The following is a 20544-nucleotide window of genomic DNA, read 5'->3' on the forward strand; positions in this document are numbered from 1 at the left end:
CATGACGTCGACCAGCCTGCCCGGTGGCACGTTCCGCATGGGGGATCTGACGGTCACCCGGATGGGGTACGGCGCGATGCAGCTGGCCGGCCCGCACGTCTTCGGTCCACCGGCCGACCGTGACGCAGCCATCGCCGTGCTGCGCGAGGTCGTCGAGCTAGGCATCAACCACATCGACACGTCCGACTACTACGGCCCGTACGTCACCAACGAGATCATCCGGGAGGCCCTGCACCCGTACCCCGATGATCTGCACATCGTCACCAAGGTCGGGGCGCTGCGCGACGCCGAGGGCAACTGGCCGCAGGCCCTGGCACCCGAGCAGCTCCGCCAGGCCGTACGCGACAACCTGCGCCGCCTCGGCCTCGACGTGATCGACGTGGTCAACCTGCGCGTCGGCGGGTTCGATCGGCCCACGCCCGGCTCGATCGAGGAGCCGTTCACGGTCCTCGCGGAGATGCAGCAGCAGGGCATGATCAAGCACCTGGGGCTCAGCACCGTCAACGCCGACCAGGTCGCCGAGGCGCAGGCCATCGCGCCGGTGGTGTGCGTGCAGAACTTCTACAACATCGCCAACCGCGACGACGACCTCGTCGACTCCCTCGCGGGGCAGGGCATCGCCTACGTGCCCTACTTCCCGCTCGGCGGGTTCTCCCCGCTGCAGTCCGAGGAGCTGAACGCGGTCGCCGCCCGCCTGGAGGCAACCCCGCTGGCGGTCGCGCTGGCGTGGCTGCTGCACCGGTCCCCGAACATCCTGCTCATCCCCGGCACCTCGTCGGTCGCGCACCTGCGCGAGAACGTCGCCGCCGCCGCGCTCGCCCTCCCGGATGACGCCCTGAGCGAGCTGGACAGCATCGACTGACGGGCAACGCCGAGCGCGCCACCGGGAACACTGGCGGCCGGCACTCAGCCGGTCGCCCTCGCGATCAGCGGAATGCCCTCCCGGTACGTCGGCACCGCCGGGGCCCAGTCCAGCTCCCGCTTGGCCTTGCCGTTTGAGACGCGCATCGAGGTGGTCATCATGGCGTGCGCGTACGGGATGGGTCGCAGCATCCAACTCGGCACCCGCCACGGCCGGCGCGCCCCGAACGCGGCAGCGAGGGTGTCCAGGTAGTCGCCCCAGCGCACCGGCTCGTCGTCGACGATGTTGTACGCCTGCCCGGCCCGCCCCTTCTCCAGCGCGGCCACGGTCGCCGCGGCGGCGTCCTCCAGGTAGATGAAGTTGGCGCAGCCGCCCCCGGAGGGCACCGGCAGCCGGCGCTTGCGCACCAGGTTGACGATCATGTTGGTCATGCGGTCCTGCCCGTAGAAGAACCCGTAGCGCAGCGCGACGCCCTCGATCCCGTCGGCCGCGAACGCCTGCTCCTCGGTGGCGCGGATCGCCGCCACCGCCTCGCCGAGCTTGCCGCCCACCGGCTCGCCGAACGGGTCGTCCTCGCTGATCACGCGCGGGCCGTGGTCGCGGTATCCGTAGCCGAGCACGATCGACTGGGTGACGAAGCGGTGGGCGCCGACCGCCCGCGCCGCCGCGAGCAGGTTGGCCGTTCCGGTGGTACGCAGGGCGTTCGTACCCTGGAGCGCCTCGCCCATCTTCGTGGTGCCCAGCGCCGTCAACTCGTGGACGACCGCGTCGGCCCGCACGTCCCGTACGGCGGCGAGCAGGTTCTCCCGATCCATCACGTCGGCCACCACGGCCTCGGCGCCGGCGTTGCGCAGCCGCTCGGCGTTGCCAGGGCTGCGGCTGATCCCGACCACCTGATGGCCGGCGGCGATGAGCTGGCGGGTGAGGGGCCGACCGACGGCGCCGGAGGCGCCCGCGAGCAGAACTCTCATGGCGGGGGTTCCCTTCTGCAGGTGTCACCCAGGTAGACGAGCGACCGGCCGGAGATGTGATGCCGTCGGGCTTCGTCCGCACAGCCAGACCGGGGCAACCTCTTGCCGAGCCACCGGGGAGAAGGGGCTACCCGCGCATCAAGCCGGTGAAGGGAGGCACCGGTCGGGAAGCGTCACCTGCCCCGGCTGGTGCCAGAACGTTTTCATCGTGAACCACTCGTCCAGCGCCGGATCGTAGAGGTTCTGGATGCCGAAATGCAGCACCTGCCACCACCGGCTCGGATCCCTCTGGTCGACGTAGATGTCACCGAGCGCGAGCGGAATCCGGGGAAACTCTCCCGGCTGGCTGGAGCCCACAACGGCACCGACCCGCCAGTGGTCGACGTGCCGAGCGTTGTTCCCCTGCAGGATCTCCGGTCCGACGAATCGCGCGGTCTTCAGCAGGTCGTTGAACATCTGCCGGTTGAAGAACCCCGCCTGATGGCAGGGCTGCGGCGGGTCCTGCGGGAGGCCCGGCCACTTGTAGGTGAGCGTGTAGAGGGTGTTGTCGTAGATCAGGTTGGTGAACCAGATCGGGTACTCCGGCCCTCCGGCGATCATCTGGCTGTTGCCGTTCCGTCCCTGCCAGGTGAAGGGAACATCGATGCCGAGGTCGCGGACGATGTACCGGCCCGTGCCCTGGAAATCCGCCGGAAGTAGCGGGGGCCGCGGCTCTTCCGGTGGTGCCGGTGTGAAACCGCCCGCCACGGCCGCGTCGATAGGCGAAGAGGCCGTGGCCATGGCCGGCGCGGTCACGGCGAGGGCGATCAAGCCGCCGACGACCGCCGACGTCACAGTCCGAAGTGTACGGCTCGATGCCATGTCCCCCTCCGCAGCTTTACCAGGCCGGCGCGCGACAGCGCTCAGCGCTCCGGTGATCGTATGGCGGCGAATCTGCGCGACGGCCAAATCGGAAAAGAAGTCACCTTCCGGGTGCGCGGGTGGCTGGTCGCCAGACAGAGCTTGCCGGGAGCGCAGAACCACGGCGCGACGTGATACCGCCACCTGCCGGGTCGGGGGCAGTCTCAGCCCTGGCACCGCCCATAGCGTCGGGGCATCCCCATCACAGCGAGGAGGACGCCGTGAGCCAGCCGCCCAGCCCCGCACTGCCCGGCGAGGTGAAGCCCGTCACCATTCACCCGGACAGGTGGCGCGAGGCGCTTCCGCCGGACGCGTGGCCCGACGGGTTCCCCGATGTCGGCAAGGTGTGGCGGCGCGATGTCTTCGCCGTCACCGACGCCTGGCGTGCCGGCGCGGCGACTCCACGGCAGCTGCTGAGCGCGGTGTTGATGTGGGGCTACGGTCCGATCGGCTACGGCCCGTGGCGCACGTTGCGGTCGCTGGAGAGCGATCCGGACGGCAAGCGGCTGGCACACGCGCTCGACGGCCTGCGCGCGCCCGCGCCGGACGAGGACGCCCTGCGCACCGCCTACCAGCGCCTGCGTGACCCGAAGGGGTCCAGGCTGCCCAGGCTCGGCCCCGGATTGTTCACCAAGCTGCTCTACTTCGCCGGCTACCGGCGCGGCGCAGGAGGTCGGCAGCCCCTCATCCTCGACAGCGTTGTTCGGAGCCGGCTGCCCGTCGAGGCCGGCGTGCGACGCGAGTCCGGCTGGGTGTCGGAGGAGTGGCTGGCCTACCTGGGCTGGGCGGCCGATCAGGCGCACCGCCGGGGCATCGAGCCCGACGAGGTGGAGATGGCACTGTTCCACGACCAGTGGGCTTGACGCCCGGCGGCTGGGTGGCAGAAACGCCGCCGCCCGGCTGCCGGCTGGAACAACAACGAGCCCGGCTTGACGGCCGGTCGCCGGGTGGGGGAGCGCCGCCGCTGACGGACCCGGCTCGTATGGTGGCGGGGCGCGGCAGTCGGCTCGGGGAGGGTGGTCCATGCTCGCGGAACTGGCAGCTCCACCGGCCGTCGAGGCCGAGCGGGTCATCACCGCCGTGCTGGCCGACCTGCGCTCGGGCGACCACCGCGGCGTGGTGGTCGACTCCCCGCCCGGCGCCGGAAAGTCCACCCTCGTGGTCCGCGCCGCCGTCGAGCTGGCCGCCGCCGGCGAGCCGCTGATCGTCGTGGCACAGACCAACGAGCAGGTCGACGACCTCATCGACCGGCTCGCCCGCAAAGCCCCCGAGCTGCCCATCGGCCGGCTCTCCGCCACCGACTACCAGCCCACCGACCGGGTGAAGGGCCACGAGACGGTCCGGGTCGCCGCCAAGGTCGCCGACCTCGGTGGCGCGGCCGTCATCATCGGTACGGCGGCCAAGTGGGCCACCGTCGCCGAGGGTGTCTGGCCGTGGGCGATCGTCGACGAGGCGTACCAGATGCGGTCGGACGCGCTGCTGCGCGTGGCCGGGAGGTTCGAGCGGGCGCTGTTCGTGGGCGACCCGGGGCAGCTCGACCCGTTCTCCACCGTCGAGACCGCGCGCTGGACCGGGTTGACCTGGGATCCGATGCAGTCGGCGGTGGCCACCCTGCTGCGGCACAACCCGGAGCTGCCGGTGCACCGGCTGCCGGTGTCCTGGCGGCTGCCCGCCACGGCCGCGCCGGTGGTGGCCGCCGCGTTCTACCCGTTCACCGGCTTCCGTGCCGGCACCGGGCGGGCCGACCGGGCGCTGGCCCTCACCGAGCCGGGGCCGGGATCGGGCGACCCCTACGACGCGACGGTCGAGGTGGCCGCCGCGGCCGGCTGGGCGCTGCACGAGCTGCCCGCCCGGCACACGCCGCGTACCGATTCCGATGCCGCGGCCGCCTGCGCCGCCCTCGCCCTGCGGTTCCTGGACCGGAAACCGGTCGGGTTCGACGAGCAGGCGCCCGGCGGCGTGCCGGTGACCGCGGACCGGATCGCCGTCGGCGCCGCGCACCGCGACCAGGTGGCGGCCATCCGGCAGCACCTGGGCGCGGCCGGCGCGGGCATCACCGTCGACACGGCCAACCGGCTGCAGGGCCGGGAGTACGACGTGACGATCGTGCTGCACCCGCTCTCCGGCCGGCGGGACGCGACCGCGTTCCACCTGGAGTCGGGGCGGCTCTGCGTGCTGGCGTCCCGGCACCGGCACGCGTGTGTGGTGGTGGCGCGGGCGGGAATCACCGAGCTGCTGGACGCGCACCCGTCGACCGAGCGGGTGCACCTGGACGTGCCGGTGAAGTTCCCGGACGGCTGGGAGGCCAACCACACGATGCTCGCCCACCTGGCCGCGCACCGCGCCCGCTGAGGCGCACGAGCCAGCGGGCTACTGATGGTCGGCCGCCGCCGTCGAATCGCGCTCTTCGATGGCTGATCGGGGAGCAGACACGGACGGGTGGCCGAGTTGACGCTCGCGGAGCGTGTCCGTAGCCTCTACTCATAGGGGAGATGGTGGCTGGCGATGATGAGCTGAAATGTAGTCATCGTTCGATCCGTCTCAATACCCGGCCCCAGCCTCCGTGCTGGGGCTTTCACTTTTCCGGGTTCCGCGACGCAGGGTTCCGCCACAACCGCGGTCAGAGCGTCCCCGGCTCGTGTCCCTGCACGTAGTGCCAGGCGCCGATCCCGCGCGGGTCGAACAGCGCCACCGTCCGGCGCGGGTTCGCGAACACGTCCTCATAGTCGAGATCCAGCCAGTAGGCGACGCCGTCGTGCGCGGAAGCCGAGTGGAACTCCTCCGGCAGCGGCCGCCCGTCGGCGCGGATCACCGCCGCCATCACGCCGGTCCGGCCCGCGCCCAGGGCCGGCACGCCGTCGACCGGGCCGCTGCGCCCGTCCGAGCACCACAACGTCCCTCGGATGCGCAGCGCCGGCCCCTCGCCGACGTTCTCCACCGGGACGAGGAACCGGTCCTTGGCGACCGCGAGGAACGCGTACGCCGGGGCGGGCGCGGAGGTCAGCGCGAAGCGCTCCTCGGCGGGTGGGTGCTGGGCCAGCATGCCGCCGGAGTCCGGGAACGCCACGGACTGGTGGATCGGCAGCAGGAGCGGGTACCGGCTCAGCACCAGTGACCGGCGCGTTTCGGTGAGCTGCCGGTCGGTGCGGGACAGCGCCTGACGGGAGAGGTAGATCGCGGCCAGCACACCGATGGTGGACGCGATGGCGGCGAACGAGCCGGCGACCGCGGTCGCCCGCTGGGCCCGCCAGGTGAAGGCCACCACGAGGGCCGTGCCGGCGGCGCAGACCGCCAGCGCCCCGGCGACCACCAGCCCGTATCTACCGGCGAGCACCAGCCCGCGTCTGCCGGTGCCGCGCAGCCAGGGCCAGGTACGGCGCAGCCGGGTCCAGGTACGGCGCAGCACGCGCGTTCCTAGGCGAACGACGAGCCGGCGTCGCCCCACCGCGTCTGCGGGATGGTGACCTTCTCGCTCCGCCAGGTGATGGCTCGGGACTGGGCCAGGACGCGCAGGATCCGGTGCCGGTCACGCTGGTCGTACCCGAAGACCGGCTCGGCCCGCGTCCGGTCCTTGACCGCCATGAACTCGAGGATCTCGCTCTCCGGTATGGGGCTCGGGGTCCGCCCGACGAAGGCGCGGTAGAGCTCGTGGTAGGCGTCCTCGATGGGACGGGCGAACGGTGAGTTCGTGGCCAGCGCGTGGCGGGCGCCGCCGACCGCGACGGCGTCCACGACGCCGGCTGCGCTCGCGTACTTCAGGACCCGGTTGACCAGGCCGGCGTTGAACTTCTCCGAGCCCTGCCCGACGCCGCTCGCGCTGAGCAGGCCGGGCAGGCGGCGGAACGGGATGGTCCGGCTCTGGGTGCGGAAGCACTCCATGGTCAGGCCGGCGTGGACCCGCCACAGCGGTTCGAGGTAGCCCAGGGCGAGATCGTCGACGGTCACCGCGTACGTGTCGTCCGCGCCCTTGCGGACGAGCTGCACGGCGGTCAGCGCGTCGAGCGCGCGCAGCAGCCGGGAGCCGGTGTCCGCCTGGAGGGGGCCGGCGCGCAGTTCCGTGACGGTCAGGCCCTTGGGTCGCGCGGCGAGCCGCCGGACCACGTAGTCGATGGTCACGACATCGGCGAACCGGCCGGAGCCGACGTCGACGTAGGTGCGGGTGGCGTTGCGGGGCAGGAACTGCTCCTTGGCCCGCACCGCCGCGTCGGTGCGGACGACCTTGTGACCGAGTGACTCGATGAGCGCCCAGTACTGGCTCTCGTCCTCGTTCTCCAGGATGCCCCAGCGGGCCAGGGTGGAGGTGCGGTCGGCCTGCTCCTTGCCGCCCAGGATGATGCCGCGACGCTGCAGTTCGAGCAGGCCGAGCAGCGACCGGCAGGTGGCCCGCGGCGGCTTCTTCAGCGTGTAGATGTCGTCGATGCAGATGGAGTCAAGCCCGGGCAGCGTGAGGATGCCGCGGAACTGCGGGGAGAGCCGGTCCCGGTCGCCGTAGACGACGGTGACCCGGCAGCCGTCGCGCAGCAGGCGCCGGATCAGCGGGATGAAGTCCTGGTCGCCGGTCACCAGGACGAACTGGCCGCAGTCCTGGTGCAGGTAGTCCATCGCCAGCACGGTCAGATGGATGTCGGCCTGCTCCTTGGCGCTGCCCACCACATCGTCGTCGATGAGGTGCTCCGCCATCGCCGTCGAGATGCTGCCGTCGAACTTCGTCGCGGCCATGTGCTTGTACTGGAGGTGGCCGCCGCACCGGTTCGTCGCGTCGCTCCAGAGGGCGTCGACGATGCCCCGCTCCACCACGTGGCCGCGCCCGATGATCGCGCCGGCCAGGTTGTCCCAGTCGACCAGCAGGACACCTTTGTTTCCGACGGCCATCTGCGGCTCCTCCGTGAGCTCATCGAGGCGCGATTGATTTCCGAATTCTGCCCCCGTGTCCCCAGGCTGCTTCTTCATCCGTTCGGCCACGATGTACATCACTTGTGCGACGTCGCCGGGGCGTTCGGTTCGCTGTACGTGACCTCCACATGACCGATCGTCCACAGAAGACCGCAAGTCCGGTGGAGCGCGACAGCCGGCGCACGAGCGGACAATGTGGATTCCTGGGCCGTCACCACAGTCGTCGCACGGCCCGCGTCGGGGAGGCGGGACTGTGGCGCGCTTCTATCCCAAGCACCTACGACCGAACGCCACCCGTGGGGAACGGGCGGTCTTCGACAAGCTCCGGTCCCTCAGCGACTCGTGGTTCGTGCTGCACAGCCTCACGTTCTTCGACGCGGGCCGGCCGCGGTGGCGGATGGGCGAGGCGGACTTCGTCCTGCTCCACCCCGGGCGCGGCCTGCTGATCATGGAGGTCAAGGACGGTTCCTACCGGGTCGAGGGCCGGCAGTGGTTCGCCCAGCGCCGCGGCGGTGACGCGCCGCTGAATGCCGACCCGTTCGACCAGGCCGTCCGGAACAAGTACGCCCTGGCCGGGTGGCTGCGTGATGCCGCCGGCATCCGGCACGTACCGGCCGGGCACTGCGTCGTCTTCGCCGACGGCCGGCCCTCGGGCAACCTCGGTCCGCACGCACCAGACACGATCGTGCTGACCGCGGCGGCCCTGGAGCACGCGCCGGTGCTCGTGGAACGCGTCATGGCCCACTGGGACCAGCACGGCTGGGCCACCCAGTCGGACTTCGCGAAGGCCCTGGAGGCGATCGCGCCGACCGCGGTGGTCGCCCGCACCCTCCGCTACGACGTCGATCTGGCATCCGACGACCTCGCCCGCCTGACCCAGCGCCAGATCCGCCTGACCGGTCGCCAGCTCGAGGTGCTGGAGGGCACCTCCAAGAAGCGCGCCTCACTGGTCCTCGGCGCGGCCGGCACGGGCAAGACGGTGCTCGCCCAGGAGCGGGCGCGCGAGCTGGCCGCCCGGGGGCTGCGGGTCGCGGTGATCGGACAGCAGCGCAACCTGCGCCTGGAGATCCGGCGCAGGTTGCGGGTGGAGGGCGTCAGCTCCGGCGATCCGGAGGACGTGCTGTGCGACCTGTACGGCGCCGATCGCCTGCGCGAGTACGAGGGCGAGCAACTGTGGGTCACCGTGCTCGCCCTCGCCGAGGCGTACGGCAAGCCGCTGGACTGCCTCATCGTCGACGAGGCGCAGAGCCACGACGAGGACCTGCTGGACGCCCTGCGGGAGCTCGTGCGCCCCGACGGTTCGGTGGTGCTGTTCGCCGACCCGTACCAGCGGGACTCCTCCGGGACGTGGCGCCCACGGCCCGACGGGTCGTTCAACGAGTTCTGGCTGACCGAGAACTGCCGCAACGTCCTGCCGATCGCGAAGCTCGTCGCACGGATCTCGGGAGCGCACACGCCCGTCACCGGCCCGGCCGGGCGGGCGCCGCGCCTCAGCGGCGGCCCGGGGGACCTGGCGTCGGCCTGCGCGGACGCCGTGCAGGAGATCCTGAAGGACCTGCCGGCCTCCCAGGTGGTGCTGCTCACGTCGACGACGGCGAACCAGGCCGCGATCCGCCGGACGCTGGCCGATCGGGGCGTGCGGACGATGAACGGGCTGCGCGGCGACGAGCTGGCGGTCTGCACGGTGCGGCAGTTCCACGGCTGCGAGGCGCCGGCCGTGGTCTACGCCGACGACGGCGAGGAGGACTGGACGACCAGCTACATCGCGGTCAGCCGGGCCTGCGCCTACCTGCACGTCGTCGGCCGGGCGGACCGGTGGGAGCCCTTTCGATTCCTGATGGAGGATGGTTCATGACGCTGTACGACGAGGCCGTCACTTTCCTGGAGTCGGAGGGCTGGTCGGTTCCCGGGGAGCTGCGGGGCGAGGTCGTCCGGGCCAGGCGCGCGGCATACGCGGACAACAGCGAGCACATGACGGTGTGGTGCCCGGCCGTCCCGGACGCCGAGGAGCTGCATCGCCGCGAGGCGACCCTCCAGCAGCGCTTCGCCGAGGAGGCGCGCACGCCGGGTGCGAAGTTCCTGCTGGTGGAGTCCACTCAGGGGCTGTCGACGGAGTTCCGGAGAGTCGCCAAGCACGAGTACAACGTCGACATCCGGGTCCCGATCCAGTTCTTCGACGCCCGGTTCAAGTGGGACGACACATCGGTGTCGGCCCTGGCGGGGACGGCCGCGCAGCAGCTCCGCCGCGACGGAGAGTCGGAGGCGCGCGGGCGCACCCCCCAACCCTTCAAGGCGGTGGGAACCGGAGTGGTGGGCAGCGACCTGATGACCGAGCTGGCTCGCCGCTTCGACAGCCCGGGGGACTGGGACCGTCCGATCGTGCTGGTGACCGCTCCGGCCGGGTACGGCAAGAGCGTCCTGTTCGAGTCGCTGTTCGCGACGCTGTACACCAACTTCCAGAAGGCGAAGAAGCAGCTGCGGCGGGCGTACCGGCCGTTGCCGCTCCTGCCGGACTACGCCGCGCTGGCGAGTGCGCCCGCGCTGGGTCCCATGGTCGACGCGCTGCTGCAGACCGAGGTCGCGCGGCCGGTCAAGCAGCCGACGTTCCAGTGGATGCTCACGCGGGGGTTCGCGAGCTGGCTGCTGGACGGGCTGGACGAGGTCATCGCCCAGGACCCGGGCTTCTTCGAGTACATCCACGAGATCGTCGCCCGGCCGGACAACCCGACGACACCGCGCATCCTGCTCTGCGTCCGGGATTCGCTGCTGAGTTCCAACCAGGCGCTGCGGGACTTCCTCGCGGTGGCCCACGAGTACGTCGAGGAGTTCCGCCTGCTGCCGTGGCGGCCCGAGTCGATCCGGACCTTCGCGCGCATCCGCCTGCAGGACAAGGACCGCGATCTGCTCTCGATCCTCGACGCGAAGCCCCAGCTCATGAAGCTCTGCGGCACGCCGTACTACGCCGAGCTGCTCGCCGAGCGCGTCGCCGAGGGCAAGACCGACGGAATACCGGACGACTACTCCGAGATGGACCTGGTCTATGACGCCGTCGACGCGATCATGGACCGCGAGTACAAGAAGGAGCAGTTGCAGGAGAACGTCGTCTCCCGGCACGACCTGCTCGACGTCATCAGTCACGTCGCCGTCGCCGAGCTGGAGAACGACAACCGCGGCGTGCCGATCGACGAGATCGGCCAGCTCGCCGAGTTCGTGATTCCCTCGGACCTGTCCGACCCCGAGCGCGAACGGTGCACGGCGGCCATCTGCCGCCTGCCGGTCTTCCGGGCCGCGTCGGAGCGGCAGCGGGTGCGCTTCGCGCAAGACGTGATCTTCGAGCACCAGATCGGGATCCGGGCCGCGCAATACTTTGCCGTCAATCCGGTGCGGTTCGCGCAGCTGCTGGACTGTCGCCCGTTCCCGCCCGACTCCTTCGCCCTGCGGGTGCTGTGCGCCCGGATCAAGGAACTGGCCGCCGGGGAGGAACTGCTCACCCGGCTGTCCAGCGCCACCGCCACCCCCACGGCCTTCCGCAACATCCTCCAGGTGCTCCTCGGGCTGCCCGACTGCGCCCGCCTGCTGATCCACGCTCCGCTGGAACGCCAGGACCTGTCCGGGCTCACCTTCTCGGGCCTGTCGCTGGCCGGCGTCAGCTTCCGCGGCGCGAACCTGGAGTCGACCCGCTTCACCAACTGCGTCATGACCGGCTGCGACCTGTCCGACGCGACGCTGCACGGCACGCGATTCGACGCCTGCCTGCCCACCCTCGCCGAGGCCGACTTCGGGCACCTGACCGGCTTCGTCTCCGTCGAGATCGACTCGCGCACCGCCATCGAGGACGTCGCGGACTTCGTCAAGCTGCTGGGCGCGGACGGGCGCCGGGAGCACCCCTTCGTCGGCCCCTGCCCCACCGCCCTTCAACTGCGGTTCCTGTTCCTGAAGTTCGTCCGGCCCGACGGCCACTACCGCCGTGACTCCCTCGACGAGAAGGGCCTGCTGTCGGGGCGGCGGATCGTCGACCCGGCGTCCGTGCTCAACGGCGCGGTGCGAGCCGGCTTCCTCACCGCCATTCCCAAGCGCCGCCGGTACGAGCGCACGCACAGCCAGCTCTACGCGGACATGGTGGGGTTCGCCCAGAACCTGCGGGTGACCCCGGCCATCCGGTCGCTGCTGGAGGACACCTGCCGGGTGGAGGGGTGTGCCCACGTCGTTCAGGAGAACCCGACGACCGCCACCTTCGACTGAGCGCCGACCCTTTGCGCTCGGCCGTTAGCAGGCGCTTTGGAACTCCGCACGGCTTCTGTTGTACTGACCGGTCAGTACAACAATGAGGAGTCGTACGTGAGGAAGTGGTTCGTCGCGCCGTTCTTGGCGCTCCTGATGGCCGTGGTAGCCGCCGTTCCGGATCCCGCGGTGGCGGCGTCCGACACCGGGCCTGGACGGTCCACGCAGGACCCGATGGGCGCTTTCACGACCTGCCTCGACCGGGAGGGAGGCTCGTCGCTGCTGCGCCGGGTGGCCAACCTGCGGGAGTGCGCGGAGGAGGCCGGATACTCCGTCGAGGTCCTGCGGGCGTGCCTGGCCGCGGGTGAGGGCGCCCCGAGCCTGGCCGACCGGATCACGCGGGTGGGTGACTGCCTGGACGAGGCCGGCCTGCACGTGGCCTCGGTGATCGGCCGGCTGGCGCTCTACGTCGAGATCGTGGACATCTTCCGGTCCGCGGCGGTGGCCACCGCCACCGACGCCCGTGACCTCGCGCAACGGGTCGAGGCGGACCTGACGGCCGGCGGCCGGAACCTGGCGGAGCTGCACGCGGCGATGGAGCGGCAGGTCGGCCGTCCACTGAGCGTCATGGGCGCCATCGGGGAATGGTTGCGGGTGGCGGCCGAGCTGGGCGAGCTGTTCGCGGACGCCTCGACGGCCCTACCCGAGATCAACAAGCATCTCGACAAGGCCAACCAGGGGGCCGCCCAGGCCAACGCGGCGCTGCGACAGATGAACGGCGCCATGGTCACGGTCAACCAGGCGTTCGCGGAGATGAACGCCGGGCTGGCGCTGGCGGACCAGGGCATGACCCAGCTCAATGCCGGCATCGCCCGGGCGAACGCCGGAATGCGGCAGGCCGTCAAGGGTGTCGAGCAGGCCAACGCCGGACTGGCCGAGGCGAACGCCGCGGTGGCCCGGCTGCGCCTCCTCGCCCCCTCGTTCACCGGCCTCGGTGGGATCGGCGGCCGGCTGTTCGACGGGCTGTGGGAGGCCTACGACCGGCACACGGCCGTCCAGCCGCAGTACGACCTCGCCGACTTCGCTGGCCGGCCGCTGGAGGACGCGCTTGCCTCGCTCGTCGCCGACCTGATCCCCGGCGTCGGCGACGTCAAGGGCGTCAGCGAGGCGGTCTACGGCCGGGACCTGGTCACCGGTCAACCGCTCAGCGGCGTCGAGCGGGCCCTCGGCGCGATCGTCCTGATCCGCTACGCCAAGCCGCTCTACAAGGGCGCCGACAGCGTCTACAACGCGGCGCGGCTGCGCGGGGTCTTCGACGCGATGCAGAAGGGCAACGATGTCGTCGACAGCCTCCGCAGCACCGGCAAGCTCCCCCCGAACTACATCACCCAGGCGGAGGCCAGCTCCCGGTACGGCTGGGAGAAGGGCAAGGCCCTCGCTCCGCGCGCCCCGGGCAAGGCACTCGGCGGCGACGTGTTCCGCAACGACGACCTGGTGCTCCCCGACGCGCCCAGCCGGGTCTGGTACGAGGCCGACATCGGCCAGAACTACGCCATGACCCGGGCGAAGAACCCCGGCACCCGGCTGCTCTACTCCAGCGACGGCCTGATGTACGTCACGCCCGACCACTACGAGTCGGTCTACTACGTGGGCCGCTACAGGTAGCCCGTTCCGGCGGGGAGCCGGCCGGTCGCCGGCTCCCCGCCACTCCGCACCGACCCCCAGGAGTCGACATGCCGCACGACGAGGACCCCGCCCCGCCGGAACGTCTGACCATCGACCTGTCCGGCGTGTACGACGCCGACCAGCTGCACACCGTCCTGCGCCGCGAGCTGCGTTTCCCCGGCTGGACCTCGCGGACCTGGTCCGGCTTCAACGACGTGATCCGGACGATGGTGGAGCTGCCTCGCGAGATCACCTTCACCGGCTGGGCCACGCTGTCCGAGCGACTGCCCCGCGACAGTCGGATCCTGCGCGAGCTGTTCGACGACTACCAGGCGGCGCACCGGGGCGAGCCCGCGTGGGAGTGCACGGTCCACTACCGCGACTAGCGTGCTCTTCGCCGGTACGTCGGCTGTCACTTGCCGTGCGGGTCGTGCGCGTTGAGCGTCGCGACCACCTGGTCGTAGTCGCCGCGCGCCTCGCCGTAGCGGAGGAACTTCACCCGCTCGACCTGGATCTCCCGGGCGTCCGGCTGCGCCTCGATCAGCGCCATGACCTCCGCCACGAACTCGTCGAGCGGCATGGCGAACTCGCTGGTCTCCTGCCCGGGCATCAGCGCGGTACGCACCGACGGCGGCTCCAGTTCCACGACCTTGACGGTCGTGTCGGCGAGCTGGAGCCGGAGCGACTCGCTGAGCATGTGGATGGCGGCCTTCGACGCGTTGTAGCTCGGGGTGACCTTGAGTGGCGCGAACGCGAGGCCCGAGGAGACGGTCATGATCGTGGCGTCCGGCTGCGCCCGTAGGTGCTCGATGAACGCGGCGATCAGGCGGATCGGGCCGAGCAGGTTGGTCGTCACGGTCGCCTCGGCCGTGTCGAGGAACGACTCGGGCTGCTGCCAGTCCTCGACGCGCATGATGCCCGCCATGGTGACGAGGACGTTGAGGTCCGGATGCTTCTCCAGCACCTGAGCGGCCGCCGAGGCGATGCTCGCGGGGTCCGCCGTGTCGATCGCCACGGTGTGGATGTCGGGGTGCTCGGCGGTGACCTTCTCCAGCAGGTCGGTGCGCCGGCCGCCGATGATCACCGTGTTGCCCCTGGCCTTGAGTTCGAGGGCGAGGGCGAGGCCGATACCGCTCGTCGACCCCGGGATGAAGATGGTGTTTCCGGAGATGTTCATGCCTTGAGCCTGGCCCACCATGAGGGTTCGGGGGCAGAGACCGGTTATCGGGGGATCGGCAATCCCTGGTTGGCCCAGGCGGCAGGCGGATACTGGGATCATGGACCGCGCAGCCCTGGCCGACTTCCTCCGCCGCCGCCGCGAGGCGCTGCAGCCCGCGGACGTCGGGCTGGCCACGGGCGCCCGCCGGCGCGCGCCGGGCCTGCGTCGCGAGGAGGTGGCCGCCCTGGCCACCATGTCGACCGACTACTACACCCGGCTGGAGCAGCAGCGCGGCCCGCAGCCGAGCCCGCAGCTGCTGGCGTCCCTGGCCCGGGCGCTGCGGCTGAGCCGCGACGAGCGCGACTACCTGTTCCGGGTGGCCGGCCACAACGCCCCGGCGTCGATGGCCACGGCGACGCACGTCGCCCCGGCGCTGCTGCGGGTGCTGGACCGGCTCGCGGACACCCCGGCTCTCATCCTTTCCAACCTGGGCGAGATCCTCGTGCAGAACCGGATGGCCGAGGCCCTGTTCGGGGACCGGTCGGGCCACACGGGGCTGGCCCGCAGCGAGATCTACCGGTGGTTCACCGACCCCGCCGAGCGGTCCCGGTACCCGGAGGAGGACCGCGACCGGCAGAGCCGCGCCCAGGTCGCCAACCTGCGCGCCGCGTACGGTTCGATGGGGCCGCAGTCGCGGGCCGGTGAGCTGGTGCGGGCGCTGCAGAAGATCAGCCCCGAGTTCGCCGAGCTGTGGGAGCGGCACGAGGTCGCCCAGCGCTTCGCCGACCACAAGACGCTCATCCATCCCGAGCTCGGCCCGATCGAGCTGGACTGCCAGGTGCTGTTCACCGAGGACCAGTCCCAGGCCCTGCTGGTGCTCACCGCGCCGCCGCGCAGCGAGGGTCACGAGAAGCTGCGGCTGCTCGCCGTGCTGGGACACGAACGCTTCCCGGCAAGCACCTGATTGGGGCTGATATCCGCCGGCCGGCGGGTCGTGGCCGGTCATCCCGCCACGACCCGCCAGCCGGCGCTCACGGCGTGGCGAGCGCCTCGGTCGGCGCGAGCCGCGCCGCTCGGATCGCCGGGTAGAGCCCGGCCAGCGCCCCGATCACCAGGGTCGCGCCGACTCCGCCGCCGAGCGCCCAGGCCGGGACCACCGCCGGCCACGACCGGGAGAACGCGTAGGCCGCCGTGACCGCGCTGCCCAGCAGCACCCCGCCGAGCCCGCCGAGGGCGGACAGCAGGAGCGACTCGGCCAGGAACTGGGTGCGGACCTGCCCGCGGGTGGCCCCGAGTGACCGGCGCAGGCCGATCTCGGGACGCCGCTCCAGCACCGAGATCACCATGGTGTTCGCCACGCCGACGCCCCCCACCAGCAGGGCGACCGCGCCGAGACCGAGCAGCAGCCCGGTGAACGCATCGTCGGTGGCCTGCTTCGCGGCGAGCGCGTCCGAGGGGCGCGCGACCTTCACCTCGTTCGGCGCCTCCGGGTTCGCCGTGGCCGCGAGCACCGCGCGTACCGCTTCGACCGCCGTCTCCGACGTCCGGGTGTAGACCGTGGTGGGGTGCCCGTCGAAGCCGAGGTACGACCTCGCGGCATCCCAGCCGATCAGCGCCGACAGGTCCAGCTCCGGCGCGAGCGGCGCGGGCGCCAGGATTCCCACCACGGTGAACCAACGCCCGCCGACCTGGACCCGGACGTCCGGCCCGGCAGCGCCGATGCCGAGCCGCTGGGCCGTGGTGGCGCCGAGCACCACCGCCGGGTAACGGGCCGTGGCGGCGTTCAGCCAGGTTCCGCTGACCACCTCCAGTCCGACCGTGTCACGCAGTTCCAGGCCGGCGGCGCGGGCGGCGATCCCGCCGCTCTCGCCCCGCGAGATCAGGTCGGAGCGGTACACCCGCGCGTCCGACAGCAGCCCGGTGGCGGCGACCCCCCGCACCGGCCCGATCCGTCCGATCATCGCCACGGACTCCGCCGGCAGTTGGGCGTCGTCGCCGAAGAGGGTGTTGCCCGGGCCGACGGTGAGCAGGTTGGTGCCCAGTTCGGCGAGCGTGCGGTCCAGCTCGGCCCGGGACGACGCGGAGATCCCGACCACCGACACCATGGCGGCGATCCCGATCGCGATGCCGAGCGCCGACAGGAAGGCCCGCAGCGGCCGGGTGCGCAGCCCGACGCCGCCGACCCGCAGGACGTCCCGGGGGCGGAGCCGGGCGGGCGTCAGCCTGACCGGGCCGCTCATGCCGGCACCTCCACCGGTCGGTGGTCGGCCACGATCCGGCCGTCGCGCATCTGGACCCGGCGGGGCAGGCCGGCCGCGACCTCCAGGTCGTGGGTGATCACCACGATGGTGGTCCCGGTCGCGTGCAGGTCGCGCAGCAGCGCCAGCACCCCGGCGCCGGACGCCGAGTCCAGGTTGCCGGTCGGTTCGTCCGCCAGCAGCAGGGCGGGCGCGCCCACCACCGCGCGGGCGATCGCCACCCGCTGTCGCTCGCCGCCGGACAGCTCGTGCGGCCGGTGGTCCAGCCGGTGCCCCAGCCCGACCCGGGCCAGCGCGGCCTCCGCGCGTCGCCGCCGCTCCCGAAGGGGTACGCCCGCGTAGAGCAGCCCGTCGGCGACGTTGTCGCGCACCGGCACGTTCGGGGCGAGGTGGAACTGCTGGAAGACGAAGCCGATCCGGGTGGACCGCAGCGCGGAGAGCTGCCGGTCGCCGAGCGCGGCCACGTCGTGCCCGTCGATGCGTACCCGGCCGGCGGACGGGCGGTCCAGGGTGCCGATGAGGTGCAGCATCGTGGACTTGCCCGACCCGGAGGGGCCGACAATGGCGACCAGTTCGCCGTACCGGACGGTCAGGGAGACCCCGTCGAGGGCCCGCACCCCCGGATAGACCTTGGTCACGTCGGTCAGCTCGACGACCGTCCCGCCGGTCATGTCGGCATCCCCACGGTCGCCCCCTCGGTGAGCCCCCCGCCGGATATCTCCACCCGGCCGGCGGCGAACAACCCGGTCTCCACTGCCACGATCCGGGTGGCGGCACCCTCGACCAGCTGCACGCCGTAGCCGCCCTCGGCCAGCGCGAGCAGCGCGGCGACCGGCACGGTGAGCACGTCCCGGCGCTCGGCGGCGGTGAACGCCACCTTGGCCGAGGCCTGGTCGAACCCGGTCAGCGCCCTCGGGTCGGCCGCCGTCACGGTGACCTCGATCTTCGTCTCCGGGTCGCCCTGGCCGCCCGCCCCGCCGTCGGTGCCGGTCTCGATCACCGTCTCGGTGCCGGCGACCGTGCCGGCGACCTCCTTGCCGTCGGGCAGGGAGACGGTCACCTTGGCGCCCTTCCTCGCCAGCCGCTCGTCGTCCACGTCGAGGGACACGGTCACCACCCGGGTGGTGCCGGTACAGGTCAGCACCGCCTGCCCGGGCTGCGCCGGGTCGCCGGGCTCCGCGGCGTGGCTCTCCACCCGGACCGCGCCCTCGGCGTAGACCACCCGGCCCAGCTCGACCCGGCCGGTCTCGGGCACGCCGAGGTCCTCCTGCCAGTTCCGCACCGCGTCGGCGGTGGCCGAGGTGTACTCGTCGTCGACGGTGAACCCGGTGTAGCCGAGCGCCTTCAGGTTCCGCTCGAACTGGCGCACGTCCTCGCCGGACCCGCCGGGACCCAGGGTCCGGTACGCCGGCAGCTTGCCGTACAGCAGCACCGTTTCGGCGTCGTCGACCGCGAACAGCGGCCTGCCCCGGGTGACCTGGCTACCGGTGGCAGCCAACCACGTGACGGTGCCGCCGGTGCGCGGGGCCGCGCCATGGCTGGCGCCGTAGTCGAGTGTCCCGTCGAAGCTCTCCGAGTCGACCAGGGTCTGCCGGGTGACCGAAGCGGTCGCCGGCGGCAGGTCGGCGCGCGCCGCCGTACCCCCGTCGTGGTCACCGGCGGCCACCGCGGCCGTGACGCCCGCCGCGGCGGCGACCACCACCGCCGAGGCCACCACGAGAGGGGTACGCGCCCGGCCGCGGCGACGGCTGCGTCCGACGGCCGCCGGCGCGACGGCCGGCGGGCTGGCGGCGGTGGTCGCCTCGTCCGGCGCGGTGGTGCCCGCCGTCATGAGGTCCTCTTCATGAGCAGCGGAGCGCCGTCCTCGCGGCACTTCTCCAGCGCCGCCCGGGTGGCCGGGTTCTCCGGGTCGACGCCGGCGCCGCCCTTCAGCTCGATGCTGCCGTCCGGGCCCGGGTCCGGGAAGTCCGGTACGCCGTTCTCCCGCATGCAGCGGGCCAGCTTCCGTACCTTCTCCACCTGCTCGGGGTCGAGCTTGAGCGCCTTGCCGCCGTTGGGCATGAGACTCCGGCACTGCTCCATGGCCGCCTGGATCTTCCCCTTGTCGGTGCCGGCGGGCATCCGGATGCGGAAGCCGCCGCCCTCACCGGGCTCGGGGTCCGGGAAGTCCGGAACCCCGTTCTCCCGCATACACCTGGCGAACTCGCGCTGCCGGTCCTCGTCGCTGACCGGGGCGATGCTGGCGCTGGGCGACGCGCCGCCCGCGCCGCCGCCGGCCGTGGCCACCCGCTCCCCGTCCGGGTCGGCGCCCCCGCAGCCGGCGGCCGCCAGACCCAGCAGCAGGGGCAGGACGAGCAGTGTGCCCGACACTCGTCGGCGCATGGCACAACTCCTTCCCTCCGGCCGGCGCCGATCGCCGGCCGATACGGACGAGTCGACCGCAGCGGCGGTATCCCGGGCGTAACCGCCGGCGTTAACGCCGGCGTTATCCGCGGGCGCGGCACCATGGGAGACGTGCGAGTGCTTGTGGTCGAGGACGAGACGCTGCTGGCCGACTCCATCGCCGAGTGGCTGCGCCGGGAGGCGTTCGCCGTGGACGTCGCGTACGACGGGGACGCGGCGCTGGAACGGCTCGGCGTCACCGACTACGACGTGGTGGTGCTCGACCGGGACCTGCCGGTGGTGCACGGCGACGACGTGTGCCGGGCCGTGGTGGACAGCGGCGCGGAAACCCGGGTGCTCATGCTGACCGCCGCCGCGGCCGTCCGGGAACGGGTGGCCGGGCTGGCCCTGGGCGCCGACGACTACCTGGTCAAACCGTTCGCGCTTGTGGAACTCTCGGCCCGGGTGCACGCGCTGGCCCGGCGGGCCAGGCCGGCGGCACCGCCCAGACTGAGCCGGGCCGGCGTCGTGGTCGACCCGGCCCGCCGGGAGGTCTACCGGGACGGCCGGTACGTCGCGCTGTCCCGCAAGGAGTTCGCGGTGCTGGCGGAGCTGGTCCGAGCCGGCGGGGCGGTGGTCTCCGCGGAGGAGTTGCTGGACCGGGTCTGGGACGAGCACATCGACCCGTTCACCAACGTGGTGCGGGTGACCGTGATGAAGCTGCGCCGCAAGCTCGGCGACCCGCAGGTCGTCGAGACGGTGCCGGGAGTGGGGTACCAGATCCCATGAAACGACTGACCATTCGGGCCCGGCTGACCCTGGTGCACGGCGGGCTCCTGCTGCTCGCCGGCGTGGTCCTGCTCGCCGTCACGTACGTGCTGGTCGACCAGCGGATGCGGGAGCCGTTGACGGGCGTGATCGCCAAGACCGACATCGTCCAGGCTGCCCCCTTTGCCAAGGTGCCCGCCCCGGGCGCGATGGAACAGGTGCGCATCCTGCTCCGCGAGGCCCAGGACGAGGCGAAGCGGAACGCGCTGGAGTCGCTGCTCACCCAGGGCGGGGTGGCGCTGCTGCTGATCTCGGCGGTCGCCCTCGGCTTGGGGTGGCTGATCGCCGGGCGGGCCTTGCAGCCGCTGCACCAGATCACCGGCACCGCCCGGCGGATCGCTGCCGCCGACGCGGGCGGGCGGGGGCTGCACGAGCGGATCGCGCTGCGGGGGCCGCGCGACGAGG

General features: G+C 72.2%; 18 protein-coding genes and 1 pseudogene. 10 read left to right on the forward strand and 9 right to left on the reverse strand.

Annotated elements, in window-relative coordinates:
• Position 1 precedes the first annotated feature (1 nt).
• Positions 2-862 carry an aldo/keto reductase family oxidoreductase gene (locus tag F8274_RS04630; RefSeq protein WP_151461022.1) on the forward strand — a complete coding sequence of 287 codons (861 nt, stop codon included), beginning with the start codon at positions 2-4 and terminating at the stop codon, positions 860-862.
• Positions 863-906: 44 nt separating this feature from the next.
• On the opposite strand, the gene F8274_RS04635 is transcribed toward F8274_RS04630, so the two are convergent.
• Positions 907-1833, reverse strand: coding sequence for an NAD(P)-dependent oxidoreductase (locus tag F8274_RS04635; RefSeq protein ID WP_151461023.1), 927 nt, complete (start codon positions 1831-1833; stop codon positions 907-909).
• A gap of 138 nt (positions 1834-1971) precedes the next feature.
• Positions 1972-2667 (reverse strand): hypothetical protein, encoded by a 696-nt coding sequence (locus tag F8274_RS04640; protein WP_151461024.1) that lies wholly within the window; start codon positions 2665-2667, stop codon positions 1972-1974.
• Positions 2668-2954: 287 nt separating this feature from the next.
• Between F8274_RS04640 and F8274_RS04645 the strand changes: the two genes are divergently transcribed.
• A complete protein-coding gene (locus tag F8274_RS04645; protein ID WP_151461025.1) occupies positions 2955-3596 on the forward strand; it encodes a hypothetical protein in 642 nt (213 codons plus the stop codon).
• A gap of 160 nt (positions 3597-3756) precedes the next feature.
• The gene (locus tag F8274_RS04650) at positions 3757-5085 is read left to right on the forward strand and encodes an AAA domain-containing protein (protein ID WP_151461026.1); all 1329 of its coding nucleotides are present in this window, start codon (positions 3757-3759) and stop codon (positions 5083-5085) included.
• 268 nt (positions 5086-5353) lie between these two features.
• Here F8274_RS04650 and F8274_RS04655 read toward each other — a convergent pair whose 3' ends face one another.
• Together F8274_RS04655 and F8274_RS04660 are read right to left on the reverse strand one after the other, a co-directional pair.
• On the reverse strand, positions 5354-6139 hold the full coding sequence (locus F8274_RS04655; RefSeq protein ID WP_225853609.1) for a hypothetical protein: 786 nt from the start codon (positions 6137-6139) through the stop codon (positions 5354-5356).
• Positions 6140-6147: 8 nt separating this feature from the next.
• Positions 6148-7605 (reverse strand): NYN domain-containing protein, encoded by a 1458-nt coding sequence (locus F8274_RS04660; protein WP_151461027.1) that lies wholly within the window; start codon positions 7603-7605, stop codon positions 6148-6150.
• 274 nt (positions 7606-7879) lie between these two features.
• Between F8274_RS04660 and F8274_RS04665 the strand changes: the two genes are divergently transcribed.
• The 4 genes from F8274_RS04665 to F8274_RS04680 all read left to right on the forward strand — a co-directional run bounded on the left by F8274_RS04665 (position 7880) and on the right by F8274_RS04680 (position 13898).
• Positions 7880-9481 carry a nuclease-related domain-containing DEAD/DEAH box helicase gene (locus F8274_RS04665; RefSeq protein ID WP_151461028.1) on the forward strand — a complete coding sequence of 534 codons (1602 nt, stop codon included), beginning with the start codon at positions 7880-7882 and terminating at the stop codon, positions 9479-9481.
• Complete coding sequence (locus tag F8274_RS04670) at positions 9478-11868, forward strand: pentapeptide repeat-containing protein (protein ID WP_151461029.1); 2391 nt, start codon at positions 9478-9480, stop codon at positions 11866-11868. The genes F8274_RS04665 and F8274_RS04670 overlap by 4 nt, the downstream gene beginning before the upstream one ends.
• Positions 11869-12081: 213 nt before the next feature.
• Complete coding sequence (locus F8274_RS04675; protein WP_192579704.1) at positions 12082-13512, forward strand: pre-toxin TG domain-containing protein; 1431 nt, start codon at positions 12082-12084, stop codon at positions 13510-13512.
• Positions 13513-13580: 68 nt separating this feature from the next.
• A complete protein-coding gene (locus F8274_RS04680) occupies positions 13581-13898 on the forward strand; it encodes a barstar family protein (protein WP_151461031.1) in 318 nt (105 codons plus the stop codon).
• A 26-nt stretch (positions 13899-13924) separates the two neighbouring features.
• Here F8274_RS04680 and F8274_RS04685 read toward each other — a convergent pair whose 3' ends face one another.
• Positions 13925-14689, reverse strand: coding sequence for an SDR family oxidoreductase (locus F8274_RS04685; protein WP_151461032.1), 765 nt, complete (start codon positions 14687-14689; stop codon positions 13925-13927).
• Positions 14690-14789: 100 nt separating this feature from the next.
• Here F8274_RS04685 and F8274_RS04690 point away from each other — a divergent pair, with 100 nt between their 5' ends.
• Entirely contained in the window at positions 14790-15635 is an 846-nt protein-coding gene (locus F8274_RS04690; protein ID WP_151461033.1) for a helix-turn-helix transcriptional regulator, read from the forward strand.
• Between the two features lie 67 nt (positions 15636-15702).
• Here F8274_RS04690 and F8274_RS04695 read toward each other — a convergent pair whose 3' ends face one another.
• Genes F8274_RS04695 through F8274_RS04710 form a run of 4 tightly spaced genes read right to left on the reverse strand, consistent with a single transcriptional unit; the run spans position 15703 to position 19311 of the window.
• Complete coding sequence (locus tag F8274_RS04695; RefSeq protein WP_151461034.1) at positions 15703-16911, reverse strand: ABC transporter permease; 1209 nt, start codon at positions 16909-16911, stop codon at positions 15703-15705.
• Positions 16908-17600: an ABC transporter ATP-binding protein gene (locus F8274_RS04700; RefSeq protein ID WP_151461035.1), complete on the reverse strand. Its 693-nt coding sequence runs from the start codon at positions 17598-17600 to the stop codon at positions 16908-16910. The genes F8274_RS04695 and F8274_RS04700 overlap by 4 nt, the downstream gene beginning before the upstream one ends.
• Complete coding sequence (locus tag F8274_RS04705; RefSeq protein ID WP_151461036.1) at positions 17597-18760, reverse strand: efflux RND transporter periplasmic adaptor subunit; 1164 nt, start codon at positions 18758-18760, stop codon at positions 17597-17599. The genes F8274_RS04700 and F8274_RS04705 overlap by 4 nt, the downstream gene beginning before the upstream one ends.
• A complete protein-coding gene (locus tag F8274_RS04710; protein WP_151461037.1) occupies positions 18757-19311 on the reverse strand; it encodes a hypothetical protein in 555 nt (184 codons plus the stop codon). Before F8274_RS04710 ends, F8274_RS04705 begins: the two co-directional genes overlap by 4 nt.
• Before the next feature lie 132 nt (positions 19312-19443).
• Here F8274_RS04710 and F8274_RS04715 point away from each other — a divergent pair, with 132 nt between their 5' ends.
• Both F8274_RS04715 and F8274_RS04720 read left to right on the forward strand, forming a co-directional pair.
• Positions 19444-20100: a response regulator transcription factor gene (locus F8274_RS04715; protein WP_192579705.1), complete on the forward strand. Its 657-nt coding sequence runs from the start codon at positions 19444-19446 to the stop codon at positions 20098-20100.
• A pseudogene (locus F8274_RS04720) lies at positions 20097-20544 on the forward strand (HAMP domain-containing protein); the annotation flags it as partial. The gene F8274_RS04715 and the pseudogene F8274_RS04720, both read left to right, overlap by 4 nt.

This window comes from Micromonospora sp. AMSO31t (assembly GCF_008868175.1).
Lineage (GTDB): Bacteria > Actinomycetota > Actinomycetes > Mycobacteriales > Micromonosporaceae > Micromonospora.

Excerpts from the sequence above, each read along its gene's own strand:
- F8274_RS04700 (WP_151461035.1), bottom strand. The coding sequence starts at position 17,600 with ATGACCGGCGGGACGGTCGTCGAGCTGACCGACGTGACCAAGGTCTAT.
- F8274_RS04630 (WP_151461022.1), top strand. The coding sequence starts at position 2 with ATGACGTCGACCAGCCTGCCCGGTGGCACGTTCCGCATGGGGGATCTG.
- F8274_RS04660 (WP_151461027.1), bottom strand. The coding sequence starts at position 7,605 with ATGGCCGTCGGAAACAAAGGTGTCCTGCTGGTCGACTGGGACAACCTG.
- F8274_RS04670 (WP_151461029.1), top strand. The coding sequence starts at position 9,478 with ATGACGCTGTACGACGAGGCCGTCACTTTCCTGGAGTCGGAGGGCTGG.
- F8274_RS04685 (WP_151461032.1), bottom strand. The coding sequence starts at position 14,689 with ATGAACATCTCCGGAAACACCATCTTCATCCCGGGGTCGACGAGCGGT.
- F8274_RS04680 (WP_151461031.1), top strand. The coding sequence starts at position 13,581 with ATGCCGCACGACGAGGACCCCGCCCCGCCGGAACGTCTGACCATCGAC.
- F8274_RS04705 (WP_151461036.1), bottom strand. The coding sequence starts at position 18,760 with ATGACGGCGGGCACCACCGCGCCGGACGAGGCGACCACCGCCGCCAGC.
- F8274_RS04695 (WP_151461034.1), bottom strand. The coding sequence starts at position 16,911 with ATGAGCGGCCCGGTCAGGCTGACGCCCGCCCGGCTCCGCCCCCGGGAC.
- F8274_RS04635 (WP_151461023.1), bottom strand. The coding sequence starts at position 1,833 with ATGAGAGTTCTGCTCGCGGGCGCCTCCGGCGCCGTCGGTCGGCCCCTC.
- F8274_RS04710 (WP_151461037.1), bottom strand. The coding sequence starts at position 19,311 with ATGCGCCGACGAGTGTCGGGCACACTGCTCGTCCTGCCCCTGCTGCTG.
- F8274_RS04650 (WP_151461026.1), top strand. The coding sequence starts at position 3,757 with ATGCTCGCGGAACTGGCAGCTCCACCGGCCGTCGAGGCCGAGCGGGTC.
- F8274_RS04675 (WP_192579704.1), top strand. The coding sequence starts at position 12,082 with ATGGGCGCTTTCACGACCTGCCTCGACCGGGAGGGAGGCTCGTCGCTG.
- F8274_RS04690 (WP_151461033.1), top strand. The coding sequence starts at position 14,790 with ATGGACCGCGCAGCCCTGGCCGACTTCCTCCGCCGCCGCCGCGAGGCG.